The sequence below is a fragment of the Sulfuriferula sp. GW1 genome (assembly GCF_047300855.1).
GTDB lineage: Bacteria > Pseudomonadota > Gammaproteobacteria > Burkholderiales > Sulfuriferulaceae > Sulfuriferula.
Genome location: NZ_CP170197.1, coordinates 514,038 through 526,573 on the forward strand (window position 1 = coordinate 514,038; position 12,536 = coordinate 526,573).

Below are 12,536 nucleotides of genomic sequence, written 5' to 3' on the forward strand. Positions count from 1 at the left end.
CCCGCATCATTGACCGGAACGTAGTTTATCCACCAGTTGCAGCAGCGCCTTCCCGCGGTGACTGATCGTGTTTTTCTCATCGGGTGCCAACTCGGCACCTGTCTTGCCTAATGCGGGCACCAAAAAGTAGGGGTCGTAACCGAATCCGCCATCGCCGCGCGGCGTGTCGATGATTTCGCCGTGCCAGCTGCCTTCGGCTATGAGCGGTTGCGGATCATCCGCATGGCGCAGATAGACAATCACGCAGTAATAATGAGCCTGCCGGTTGCTTTGTCCGGCGAGCGCGGCAATCAGCTTTTCATTATTGCGCTGGTCGGATTTGGGTTCGCCGGCATAGCGTGCAGAATACACGCCTGGCGCGCCCCCAAGGGCGTCCACGCAGATGCCGGAGTCGTCGGCCAGTGCCGGCAGACCGGTTTGGTGCGCAGCATGGCGCGCCTTGGCGATGCAGTTTTCGACAAAGGTGACATAGGGTTCTTCCGCTTCGGGCACGTTGTAGGCGGATTGCGGCACGGCTTCAAACCCTAGCGGCGCGAGGATGCGGCTGATTTCGCGCAGCTTGCCGGGATTGTTGCTGGCGACGACGAGTTTTTGCATGGCTAAGAAAACCTCCAGTATTTGATTTATTTTTTTTATATCCTATATTGAGTCCAATTACTGTACCCGGTTCAGTAATTTTCTTCTGTTTAATATTTCTGTCATATAAATTTTAAATTTCACATCCTATTTTACGGAGCTTCATTTACGTTTTGACCACGTCAGGTAAAGGAGTAGCTGGTTATGAGGATTATGAAAGGCTATTTGTTTGGTGTATGGACACTCGCAGCAACATCGATTTCCCTGACAGCGATGGCTGCGCCGCTGGGCTTGCCGCCTGTTCCCATTCCTGCGGACAATCCACAGAGTCCGGAGAAAATCAAGCTGGGCGATAAATTATTCCACGATAAGCGGTTCAGTTCTACCGGGCAAGTGAGTTGCGCCACCTGCCACGATGCCAAAAAAACTTTTACCGACAGTCCGTTGCGAGTTTCGCAGGGTATCAACAAGCTCAAGGGCACACGCAATGCGCCGACCGTGGTTAACGCAGCTTATTTTCATAAGCTGTTCTGGGATGGGCGAGAACCAAGCTTGGAAGAGCAATCCAAGGACCCCATGGTGAATCCGGTAGAAATGGGGCTTCCTAACCACCAGCCGGTGCTCGAGATTATCCGAACCGATCCGGAATACGTGAAGGCGTTTAAAGCCGTATTCGGCAAAAGTGGTGATCAGTTGACGATGGAGGAGGTGAAAAAAGCCATCGCCAGTTTCGAACGCACTATTGTTGCAGGGGATTCGCCCTTCGACCACTACTATTTCGGCGGTGACAAGAAAGCCATGACTCCTGCGCAAATCCGCGGTTTCCAGGTATTTATGGGCCAGGGCCGCTGCGTTTCCTGCCATACCGTGGAACAAGATCAGGCGCTGTTCACCGATAACCGCTTTCACAATATCGGCATAGGCATTAACCAGATGCAGAAAGATGTACCGCGCCTGGCGGACACATTCCTGAAAGCCAAGACGCAAGGCGGAAACGTGGACAAAGCCGTGCTGAGCGACCCGAAAACCTCGAATCTAGGCCGTTTTGCAGTAACCGATGCATTGGATGACATGGGTTCGTTCAAAACTTCGACGTTGCGCAATATCGCCATGACCGCACCGTATATGCATGATGGCAGCCTGAAGACCCTGAAGGAAGTGGTCATACACTACAACAACGGCGGGGTGACCAAGAAAGGCGAACGGGTCAATGACTTCCTGAGCGGTGGCATCCGGCCGTTGAATTTGAGCGAACGGCAGATATCGGATTTAGTTGCTTTTCTGGGGGCACTGACCAGTCCGGAATATGCAAAATCAGTCAAAACGGCTAAAAAATAGGGGGACAGGCATGAGCAAATCAATCAATCGTCGGGATTTCCTGAAAAGTGCCGGCGTACTGGCGGTGGCAGGCGCGCTGCCCGTCAGCATGGTGGAGTTGGCGTTCGCCGACAGTTCGCAAAACTTCAGTTTTGCATATATTTCCGATGCGCATCTTCAGCAAATCAAGGGTGCGAAGTTTGTAAATAACTGGGATCGCGGCCTGATCCGCGCCGTGGCGGAAGCCAATCTGCTCACGCCCAAGCCGGATTTCATCGTATTTGGCGGAGATCTTGCCCAGCTAGGCAAAAAAGCTGAGCTCGACCATGGCGCGGAAATCCTCTCCGCGCTGCGCAGTAACAAGGTTTACCACGTAATGGGCGAACATGATTATTACCTGGATCTCGGGCAATACTGGGAGAAGCTGTTCGGGCCGCAGTTCTATAGCTTTGATCACAAAGGTGTGCATTTCGTGGTGCTGAACAGCATCCTTACTTATGACGACTGGACTTACAAACGCTGGCCCACTGCCGAACAGCGCATGCTGGAGATGGCTGATCTGGACAACCCAAACGGATCGCCTTTCATGGTCGGCGACAAGCAGCGCGACTGGCTGAAGTCAGATCTGGAAAAAATCAACAAGGCCACACCCATCGTCGTGATTTCACACTCGCCGCTGCAAAAAATCTACAAGAACTGGAACTTCTGGACGGACGATGCCGAACAGGTACAGGCGTTGCTGCGGCCCTTCAACAAGGTAACCGTGCTGTATGGGCATGTGCATCAGATCCAGTATAACCAGATCGGCAATATCAGCTTCAACTCCGTCATGTCGACTGCCTGGCCATGGCCTTACCCTTCCACTTATGCGCAGGCGGAACAGTATCTACCCAAACTCACGGTGCCGATGAACCGCGCCGATCCGTTCTTCGAGCGGGATGCAACGGGATGGCAATTCATTAGCCTGTCGAACGGCAACGTGGATATGCATTATGACTTGTTCAGCAATACCAACCGTACCGTTGCCTTCAATACCAAAACCGGCGAACCGGAAGATACCGTATTCCAGTCGCCGGACAAGCGTATTCCACCGCAAACTCAATATTAAGGCCGGAGGGAGTGAGATCATGCATTTCGAACAACTGAAATTTGCTGTCTTGTGGATTATGGCGACGGGCTTGGCGGGCGTATTGTCTGCGCCGGCGCAGGCGGATGAATTCACCCAGGCGGATTTAAATCGCTGGCAGGAACAATACGCGAAAGTGGTCAAGGATGGCCGAGAACTCTGGACCAGTTCCAAGCTGGGCAGCAACGGCGTGGCCTGCGTACAGTGTCATCCCAATGCCGCCAATACCCACCCGGAAACCTATCCGAAATTCCAGAAACAGCTCGGCAAGGTAGCGCCAATCTGGGAAATGATTAACTGGTGTATCCAGAACCCCCTGGAAGGCAAGGCTCTCGCAGCCGATGACTACAAAATGATCGCACTGCAGGCCTACATTACCGAGGAACGGCGAGGAGTGAAGCTGGCGCCGGGCAAGCATTAGCCCTGGTCAAATTCCCAGGGCGGTCTTTTGTGCAACAGTGAGCTGCTGAATGCCTTGACTGGCAAGATCGAGCAGCGCATCCATTTCAGTACGGCTGAATGTTGCGCCTTCGGCAGTGCCTTGCACCTCGACGAAGCTGCCGCGCCCGGTCATCACCACGTTCATGTCGGTATCGCAGTCGGAATCTTCCAGGTAATCAAGGTCGAGTACGGGCACACCCTGGTAAATGCCGACCGAAATGGCCGCAACAAAATCGCGGATCGGCGACTCGGTGAGCAGGCCGTGTTCGAGCAACGTGCCAATGGCATCGTGCACGGCTACGAAAGCGCCGGTGATGGAAGCGGTGCGCGTGCCGCCGTCAGCCTGGATGACATCGCAGTCTATGTGCAGGGTGCGTTCGCCCAGTTTATCCAGGTCCACCGCAGCGCGTAGCGAGCGTCCGATCAGGCGCTGGATTTCCTGGGTGCGTCCGGATTGTTTGCCGCGCGCAGCCTCGCGGTCCATACGGCTACCGGTCGAACGCGGCAGCATGCCGTATTCGGCGGTCAGCCAGCCCTGATTCTTGCCCTTGAGAAAGGTCGGGACCTTTTCCACGATGCTGGCGGTGCAGATCACCCTGGTATCGCCGCATTCGACCAGTACGGAGCCTTCTGCGTGCTTGGTGTAGTGGCGGGTAAACTGAATATTGCGTAATTGATCGGGGCGGCGCTGGCTGGGACGGCTGGAGTTCATGCGATTATTTTCCTGAGTATTTCTTGATGGCGTCCTGGATTTCGGCAATGGCGCGTTCCACCTCTTCTTCTGCCAGATCAGTAGGTATGGCGGGTAAATCGTCCATTTTGGTGGTGAAGGTATTGATGGGCATGGTCAAAGTGGACACCGACTGGCTGCCGCTTTCGCCCATCGTGCCCCAGGTCATGGCAACTGCCGAGAGGTTGTCACCGGCATGGCCGGCGCGCAGTTCTGCATGATCCATCAAAAATTCGATCGCACGCGCGAGCGGAAAAGCGCGCAGCGTGGCGGCGATCTGTTCTTCGGTGAGCGCTCCCCACAGGCCATCGGTACAGAGCAGTATCGTGTCGTGTTCGGACAGCGGTATCGGGCGCGAAACTTCCACTTCGGGCGACATCAGGCCACCCAGGCAGTTATAGATTTTGTTGCGGTCAGGGTGGTTTTTCATCTCTTCCTGAGTGATGAAGCCGTCATCGCATAATTGCTGCACGGTGGAGTGATCGCGAGTGCGCGTCACCAGGCCGTTGTCACCATAAAGATAGAGTCGCGAATCGCCTACATGCGCCCACCACGCGCTGTCATCCTGCAGCACACAAGCCACGCAGGTGGTATGCGGTATTTCGGTCAGATTGTGGGTGCGCGCGTGGTCGTTGATGGCCAGGTGCGCGCGTTCCAGTGCACCATGCAGGAAGGTGGCGGGGTCGCTGAGCTTGGGACGTGCATGGCGCTGGAAAGTGGCGGCCAGGGTCTGAACCGTAATCTGGGCGGCCAGTTCTCCGTGCGAATGACCACCCATGCCATCGGCGACAACCATCAGCAGAGCGTCGCGGCTGTAAGAATAGGCAACTCTGTCCTGATTGTAGTCGCGGCCACCCTGGCGGCTCGCCTGATAGATGGAAAAACGCATATTGGTATGTTGTTCCTTATTACCTGGATCAAAAAATTTCGCGGTTAAGTGTCTTGCGCAGGCTGGCCATTATTTTGCGCTTTTTGCTGAGCGGTGGGGGCGTTTCCATCAGGGCTTTTTGCAACGCGAAAACGCTCTGCGGTCGCTCCATGTAGTTCAGGCGCAAGCAACTATCGACAATTCCCAGCAGGCTTTCCGAGTATTCGCTTGACCAGGTCGAGCGTGCGGAAGCCAGTTTGTCACTGATCAGGCGCGCATCGGCTGCCTGCGGTGCAAAGCCTGCCAGGCATGAATACAGACTGGCGCCTACACTATAGATGTCTGTCCATGGCCCCAGCATGGTCTGATCAGTGTACTGTTCCGGTGCGGCAAAGCCTGGTGTATACATCGGGGCAAGCAGGGGCTGATCGAGGGTCAGGGTCTGACGCGCGGCACCGAAATCAATCAGCACCGGCGATCCATCCATGCGGATATAAATGTTGGAGGGTTTGATGTCCAGATGCAGCAGTTTTTGCGTATGCACTTCGCGCAGGCCATTGAGCAGTTCGGCAAACACGCGCCGGATAAAGCCTTCGCGAACCTCTCCGCGATGCGCGCGGATGTGATCCTGCAGGGTTTTGCCGCGCTCATAGCGCATTACCATATATACGGTGTCATTGGCGCGGAAGAAATTTTCCACCCGCACCACGTTGGGATGCAGAATGCGTGCCAGTGAGCGGCCTTCCTCAAAAAAGCATTTCATGCCATAGCGGAAGGCGTTGGCATTTTCCTGGGTGAGGGGTTCAACCTGGTCATTTTCACCGCGTTTGACCAGACTGCCGGGCAGGTATTCCTTGATGGCTACGGGTTGGTCATTGCTGTCGTAGGCCAGGTAAACCAGACTGAAACCACCGCCGCCGATTTTGCGCACGATGCGGTAGTCCATCAGCAGATAGCCATTGGGCAAAGCGTAGTTGGGTTGAGCAGCCATGAATCAGCGATGTACCATGCGGGTTTGTTATGAAGTTGGCGCATCCCGCCGAAGTTTTGAACCGAATTGTGTCTGATTAACGGTAATAAAGTAAAGGAAGTTTAGTGGGTACTGCAAATGATATCTAGCATGACGGGTTACGCGGCAGCGTCGATGCACTATGCCGGGCTGCATCTGAGCCTGGATCTGCGCTCTGTGAATTCACGCTATCTGGAAATTCATTTTCGCTGCGGCGATGAATTTCGGGCCATCGAACCGCAGCTGCGCGAACGTATCGCGCAGCACGTTCAACGCGGCAAGCTGGAATGCCGTGTGCTGCTGGGCAGCAGTGTCGGCGCAGAGCGCGAGATACGGCTGAATCTGGCATTGCTAGAGCGCTTGAACGCCTTGGGCGAGGTGGTGACCGGGTATATGCCGGACGCGCAGCAAATCAGCGTAGCTGAAGTGCTGCGCTGGCCGGGCATGCTGGATGACCCCGCCGCCAGTCAGGATCTGACGCAGCCCTGCCTGCAGCTGCTCGATACAGTGCTGGTGGAATTTGTTGCCAGCCGCCAGCGCGAAGGTGCCAAGCTGAGTGCGCACCTGCTGGAACGTGCAGCGCAGATGGAAGCGCATATCGGTCGCGTCGCCCCGCGCCTGCCGGAGCTGGTGCGTGCTTATCAGGATAAGCTGGTGCAGCGTTTTGCCGATGCGCTGGGCAGCGCCGATGATGAACGCATTCGTCAGGAAATCGCGCTGTTTGCGCAGAAAATAGACGTGGACGAAGAGCTGTCGCGCCTGGGTATGCACCTTCGGGAGGTGCGGCGCATTCTCGACGCGGGCGGCGCGGCTGGCAAACGCCTGGATTTCCTCATGCAGGAGCTGAACCGCGAGGCCAATACCCTGGGTTCCAAGTCAGTGAGTGTGGAGACCACCCAGGTGGCCATGGATCTCAAGGTGCTGATCGAGCAGATGCGCGAACAGGTGCAAAATCTGGAATAAGGAGCCGTAATGATCCCGGGAAATCTGTTTATTGTCGCCGCCCCTTCCGGGGCAGGCAAAACCAGTCTGGTGCGCGAGTTGCTGGCGCGCGATGGGCGAGTGCGCCTGTCCATTTCATATACCACGCGCGCTGCGCGCCCGGGCGAAGTCGATGGTCGCGACTATCATTTCGTCAGCAAGGAGGAGTTCGTCGCCATGCTCGAGGCGGGAGAATTTCTCGAGAGCGCCGAGGTATACGGAAATCATTACGGCACTTCGCAGGGCTGGATACGTGAAGCGATCGCGGCGGGCGACGATATCCTGCTGGAGATAGACTGGCAGGGCGCAGCCCAGGTGCGGCGGCTGTTCCCCGAGGCGATAGGCGTATTCATCGTACCGCCGTCACTCGATGCGTTGCGGCATCGTCTGACCGGGCGCGGCCAGGACAGCGCAGAGGTGATCGAGCGGCGTATGGCAGCCGCGCGAGAGGATATCAGCCATGTCAGCGAGTTTGACTATGTTATTATCAATGATGATTTTGCCGAGGCGGTGGCGGATCTGTGTGCGATATTTCGTACCCGGCGTTTGCTGATTGCCCGGCAACTGGCGCGACACGCTTCCCTGTTTCACCAATTCAACCCTTAAAGGATCACACATCATGGCGCGTATTACCGTTGACGATTGCATCAACACCATCACCAACCGTTTTGAATTGACGCTGGTCGCCACCATACGCGCGCGCCAGTTAGCCAATGGCCATACGCCACTGGTTGAAGCCGGGCGCGACAAACCCAGCGTGGTGGCTTTGAAGGAAATCGCTGCGGGTAAAGTCGGCAGAGAAATCCTCAATCGCGGGCGCGCCTGATCACGTTAATCCATGCCAGAACTCGAGGAAATCGGCGCGGAACTGGCCTACCTCAAGCCTGAGGACATTCGTCAGGTCACTGCCGCATTCGAGTACAGCCGCGCCGCGCACAGCGGACAATTTCGCAAGAGCGGCGAGGCATACATCCATCACCCGGTCGCAGTAACCGGGATTCTGGCAAAGTGGCACCTCGACCCGCAGGCCCTGATGGCCGCGCTGTTGCATGATGTAGTCGAGGATACGCCCACCACCAAGGACGAAATCGGCGAACGCTTCGGTAAATCCGTGGCGGAGCTGGTGGATGGTGTCTCCAAGCTGGATAAAATGGAGTTCCAGACCGAGGAGCACGCGCAAGCGGAAAACTTCCGCAAAATGCTGCTCGCCATGGCGCGCGACGTGCGCGTCATCCTCATCAAGCTGGCTGACCGCCTGCACAACATGCGCACGCTGGAGTCGATGGCGGTTGAAAAACGGCGCCGTATTGCCCAGGAAACGCTCGATATCTACGCTCCGATTGCCAATCGGCTCGGGCTCAACAGCATCTACCAGGAACTGGAAGACCTGTGCTTTCAAAACCTCCATCCTAACCGTTACCGTGTGCTGGACAAGGCGGTCAGGGCCGCGCGCGGTAATCGCAAGGAGGTGGTGGAGAAAGTGCGCGAAGCGATTCAGGGCAAGCTTGCTGGCGCCAATATCCATGCCCTGGTCAGCGGGCGCGAGAAACATCTGTATAGCATTTACAAGAAAATGCAGGAAAAATCCCTGGCGTTTTCCGAGGTGTTCGATATCTACGGTTTCCGGGTGCTGGTGGATGACATTCCCTCCTGCTATTTGGCGTTGGGCTGCATGCACGGGTTATACAAACCCATTCCCGGAAAATTCAAGGATTACATCGCCATTCCCAAGGCCAATGGCTACCAGTCGCTGCATACCACGTTATTCGGTCCGTTCGGCACCCCTCTGGAAATCCAGATTCGCACCCATGAAATGCATAAGCTGGCCGAGGCGGGTGTGGCGTCGCACTGGCTGTACAAAAGCAATGACAGCAACGTCAATGAAGTGCAGCAAAAAACCCATCAGTGGTTGCAATCGCTGCTGGAGATTCAGGAAGGCGGCGGCGATTCAGCCGAGTTCCTCGAGCACATCAAGGTGGACCTGTTTCCCGACGAAGTCTACGTATTCACGCCCAATGGCAAGATACTCTCGCTGCCGCGCGGCGCCACAGCAGTGGATTTTGCCTATGCGGTGCACACGGATGTCGGTAATCATTGTGCGGCAGTCAAGGTAAACGGCGAACTGATGCCGCTGCGTGTCCAATTGCGCAACGGCGACCAGGTGGAGATATTGACTTCGCCGAATGCGTGGCCCAATCCTGCCTGGGTTAATTTTGTTGTTTCAGGCAAGGCGCGTGCACATATCCGCCATTACCTGCGCACCATGCACGCGGAAGAATCCGCCCAGCTGGGGGAGCGCCTGCTCGATCAGGCGCTGCGTGCGCTGGGTGCTGATCCGAGCAAAAACCAGGCAAGCAGATGGGAGCGTTTGCACAAGGAAACCGGCAAGGAACGTGTGGAAGTTCTCACCGACATTGGCCTGGGAAAACGGCTCAATGTGGTGGTGGCGCGCCAGCTGCTTGCACAGGAGATGGGCCAGCCAATGCAACGCCCGCATGGTGCCATCGCCATTCGCGGCTCCGAAGGGGTAGCGGTTCAGTTGGCCAAATGCTGTCACCCGATTCCGGGTGACCCGATCATCGGCTTCATCAAATCCGATCAGGGGCTGATCATCCATACTCACGATTGCCCCTCCATCAAACACTATCGGGACGATCCGGACAAATGGCTGGATGTGGAATGGGAACCGGGGCTGACCAAGATGTTCGACGTGAACATCAAGCTCATCGTCCTCAATCAGCGTGGCGTGCTGGCCAAGTTGGCGGCGGTCATCGCGGATGAAGGCTCCAACATCGATAATGTGGCGATGGAAGAGGAAGACGGCAGCCAGTACACCACCATCTATTTCACTTTGCAGGTGGAACAGCGCATGCACCTGGCGCGTATCATGCGCAGTTTGCGGGTTCTGCCCGAAGTGGTGCGCATCATGAGAGTAAAAAACCGCAAGGACGGGCGCATGCAAACGCAGTAATTTTGCGCACGGCAAACCCCATAACATTCAAACCCGACAGGAACGCACATGAGCAAACACATCATCCGTACCGACGCTGCACCGGCCGCGATTGGTACTTACTCGCAGGCGGTGAAAGTGGGCAATACCGTTTATCTGTCCGGCCAGATCGGGCTCGACCCGGCTACCATGCAGATGGCTGCAGGCACGGAGGCGCAGGTTCATCGTGTATTCCAGAATCTCAAGGCGGTGGCCGAAGCTGCAGGCGGCAGTCTGGCTGATGTGGTCAAGCTCAATGTGTTTCTGACCGATCTGAGCCACTTTGCCAAGGTCAACCAGATCATGGCGGAATATTTCAGCGAGCCCTACCCGGCGCGTGCTGCAGTGGGCGTGGCAGCACTGCCACGCGACGCCGATGTCGAGGCCGACGGGGTAATGGTGCTGGACTGATTGGCTGCATCCTCCAAACCGGCAGGTCGCGTCAAACCCATGGCGGCAGCCAGCGCGCTGCCCGCGTCGTTCGCCAAACTGGGATTGCATGGTCCGGCAGATTTGATCCTGCATCTGCCGTTGCGCTACGAAGATGAGACCAGGCTTACCACCATTGCCGAGGCATTGCCGGGCCGTTCTGTCCAGGTGCAGGGTGTGGTGACCCATTGCGAGGCCCAATACAAACCGCGTCGTGCGCTGATTGCGCGTATTCGCGACGACAGCGGCGCCGAACTTAACCTGCGCTTCATCAATTTTTACGGTAGCCAGGTGAAGCAGTTTTCAGAGGGTAATTTGATCCGCGCATTGGGGGAAGTACGCGGCGGTTTTTTTGGGGTGGAGATGGTGCATCCCCGTTACCGCGCAGTCAGTCCGGAAGTACCGTTGCCGGACAGTCTCACTCCGATTTACCCGACGACTGCCGGGGTGGCGCAAACGCTGCTCCGCAAACATATCGGTGCCGCGCTGGCGCAGTCGGATTTGACTGACACGTTGCCGGATAACCTGCGCAGTCGTTTTGATTTGCCGGATTTCGCCGGCAGTGTGCACACCCTGCATAATCCGCCCCCCGATATCCCGTCTGTTCAACTCGAATACCGAACCCATCCGGCGTGGCGGCGCATCAAGTTCGACGAACTGCTGGCGCAGCAATTGTCGCTGCGCCTGGCACGCAATGCCCGACGTGCGCAGGACGCGCCCAAATTGGCGGAAGCGGTGGCGCTGGTGGAACAGCTGCAGAATGCCTTGCCGTTTCGGCTCACCGCTGCGCAGTTGCGCGTATGGACGGAAATTCGCACCGACCTGGCCGCTTGTCACCCGATGCAGCGCCTGTTGCAAGGCGATGTGGGCAGCGGCAAGACAGTGGTTGCAGCGCTCGCCGCTGCGCAAGCCATCGGACACGGGTATCAGGCTGTATTCATGGCACCGACAGAAATTCTGGCCGAGCAGCATTATCACAAGCTCAGGCAGTGGTTTGCTCCCCTCGGTATCGAGGTGGCGTGGCTGGCAGGCAGCTTGTCCAAAAAAGACAAGCAGGCCGCAGTGGCGCGGCTGGTATCGGGCGAGGCGCAGCTGGCAGCGGGAACGCACGCGCTGTTTCAGGAACAGGTGGAGTTTGCCAATCTCGGGCTCGCCATCATCGATGAGCAGCACCGTTTCGGCGTTGCTCAGCGCCTGGCGTTGCGCCAGAAGGGCCGCCAGCCCCACCAGCTGATGATGAGTGCCACGCCGATCCCGCGCACGCTGTCCATGAGTTATTACGCCGATCTCGACGTGTCGGTGATTGACGAGCTGCCGCCGGGGCGCAGCCCGGTGGTAACCAAGCTGCTTGCCGAGAGTCGGCGCGAGCAAGTGATCGAGCTGGTGCGCGAACGCTGCGGTGCGGGCGAGCAAGTCTACTGGGTGTGCCCGTTGATCGAAGAATCCGAGAAGTTGCAGTTGCAGACCGCGCTGGATACGTATGCCGTGCTTGCGGCTGCGCTGCCCCAGCTCAACATCGGCCTGGTGCACGGACGCATGAGCGGGCGCGACAAGGCAAAGGTCATGGCCGATTTCAAATGCGGCGCTCTGCATTTGCTGGTCGCGACGACGGTCATCGAAGTCGGAGTGGACGTGCCGCGCGCGTCGCTGATGGTGATTGAGCACGCCGAACGCATGGGGCTGGCGCAACTGCACCAGCTACGCGGCCGGGTTGGACGCGGTAGCACGCAAAGCGCATGTATCCTGCTTTATCAGCAGCCCTTGTCGGAAACTGCACGCGCACGACTCAAGGTCATTTTCGAAAATACCGATGGGTTTGTCATTGCGCGCGAAGACTTGCGCCTGCGCGGGCCGGGTGAATTTCTTGGCGCGCGTCAGTCAGGGGCACCGATGCTGCGTTTTGCCGATATCGAAGCGGATGCCGACATACTCGAACAAGCCCGCGTCGCCGCCGAATGGCTGCTGGTTCATGATGAGCAAGCGGCGCAGCATCATGTCGCGCGCTGGTTGGGCGGGCGCCAGGATTATATTAAAACCTGACCTGGTATTAATGTACCATAGATATTTTTT

13 protein-coding genes are annotated in these 12,536 nt (G+C 57.0%); 9 read left to right on the plus strand and 4 right to left on the minus strand.

Annotated elements, in window-relative coordinates; genetic code table 11:
• Positions 1-6: 6 nt before the first annotated feature.
• On the minus strand, positions 7-597 hold the full coding sequence (rdgB, locus tag ACFDAU_RS02490) for an RdgB/HAM1 family non-canonical purine NTP pyrophosphatase (protein WP_413438491.1): 591 nt from the start codon (positions 595-597) through the stop codon (positions 7-9).
• A gap of 183 nt (positions 598-780) precedes the next feature.
• Between rdgB and ACFDAU_RS02495 the strand changes: the two genes are divergently transcribed.
• From ACFDAU_RS02495 to ACFDAU_RS02505, 3 genes are read left to right on the plus strand one after another with little or no spacing between them, the layout of a single operon-like run.
• The gene (locus tag ACFDAU_RS02495; protein WP_413438492.1) at positions 781-1,914 is read left to right on the plus strand and encodes a cytochrome-c peroxidase; all 1,134 of its coding nucleotides are present in this window, start codon (positions 781-783) and stop codon (positions 1,912-1,914) included.
• 10 nt (positions 1,915-1,924) lie between these two features.
• A complete protein-coding gene (locus ACFDAU_RS02500) occupies positions 1,925-3,001 on the plus strand; it encodes a metallophosphoesterase (RefSeq protein ID WP_413438493.1) in 1,077 nt (358 codons plus the stop codon).
• 19 nt (positions 3,002-3,020) lie between these two features.
• Positions 3,021-3,440 (plus strand): hypothetical protein, encoded by a 420-nt coding sequence (locus tag ACFDAU_RS02505; protein WP_413438494.1) that lies wholly within the window; start codon positions 3,021-3,023, stop codon positions 3,438-3,440.
• Between the two features lie 6 nt (positions 3,441-3,446).
• On the opposite strand, the gene rph is transcribed toward ACFDAU_RS02505, so the two are convergent.
• The 3 genes from rph to ACFDAU_RS02520 are packed head-to-tail and all read right to left on the minus strand — an operon-like array spanning position 3,447 to position 6,049.
• Positions 3,447-4,172: a ribonuclease PH gene (gene rph / locus ACFDAU_RS02510; protein WP_413438495.1), complete on the minus strand. Its 726-nt coding sequence runs from the start codon at positions 4,170-4,172 to the stop codon at positions 3,447-3,449.
• Between the two features lie 4 nt (positions 4,173-4,176).
• The gene (locus ACFDAU_RS02515) at positions 4,177-5,079 is read right to left on the minus strand and encodes a PP2C family protein-serine/threonine phosphatase (RefSeq protein ID WP_413438496.1); all 903 of its coding nucleotides are present in this window, start codon (positions 5,077-5,079) and stop codon (positions 4,177-4,179) included.
• 28 nt (positions 5,080-5,107) lie between these two features.
• On the minus strand, positions 5,108-6,049 hold the full coding sequence (locus ACFDAU_RS02520) for a serine/threonine protein kinase (protein WP_413438497.1): 942 nt from the start codon (positions 6,047-6,049) through the stop codon (positions 5,108-5,110).
• 129 nt (positions 6,050-6,178) lie between these two features.
• On the opposite strand from ACFDAU_RS02520, the gene ACFDAU_RS02525 reads away from it, so the two are divergent.
• The 6 genes from ACFDAU_RS02525 to recG are packed head-to-tail and all read left to right on the plus strand — an operon-like array spanning position 6,179 to position 12,506.
• Positions 6,179-7,030, plus strand: coding sequence for a YicC/YloC family endoribonuclease (locus ACFDAU_RS02525; RefSeq protein WP_413438498.1), 852 nt, complete (start codon positions 6,179-6,181; stop codon positions 7,028-7,030).
• A gap of 9 nt (positions 7,031-7,039) precedes the next feature.
• The gene (gmk, locus tag ACFDAU_RS02530) at positions 7,040-7,654 is read left to right on the plus strand and encodes a guanylate kinase (protein ID WP_413438499.1); all 615 of its coding nucleotides are present in this window, start codon (positions 7,040-7,042) and stop codon (positions 7,652-7,654) included.
• Positions 7,655-7,667: 13 nt separating this feature from the next.
• Positions 7,668-7,874 carry a DNA-directed RNA polymerase subunit omega gene (rpoZ, locus tag ACFDAU_RS02535; protein ID WP_124706110.1) on the plus strand — a complete coding sequence of 69 codons (207 nt, stop codon included), beginning with the start codon at positions 7,668-7,670 and terminating at the stop codon, positions 7,872-7,874.
• 12 nt (positions 7,875-7,886) lie between these two features.
• The gene (locus tag ACFDAU_RS02540) at positions 7,887-10,019 is read left to right on the plus strand and encodes a RelA/SpoT family protein (protein ID WP_413438500.1); all 2,133 of its coding nucleotides are present in this window, start codon (positions 7,887-7,889) and stop codon (positions 10,017-10,019) included.
• A gap of 48 nt (positions 10,020-10,067) precedes the next feature.
• Positions 10,068-10,448, plus strand: a complete 381-nt coding sequence (locus ACFDAU_RS02545; protein WP_413438501.1) for a RidA family protein — start codon at positions 10,068-10,070, stop codon at positions 10,446-10,448.
• A 39-nt stretch (positions 10,449-10,487) separates the two neighbouring features.
• Positions 10,488-12,506 carry an ATP-dependent DNA helicase RecG gene (recG, locus tag ACFDAU_RS02550; protein ID WP_413439488.1) on the plus strand — a complete coding sequence of 673 codons (2,019 nt, stop codon included), beginning with the start codon at positions 10,488-10,490 and terminating at the stop codon, positions 12,504-12,506.
• Positions 12,507-12,536 lie beyond the last annotated feature (30 nt).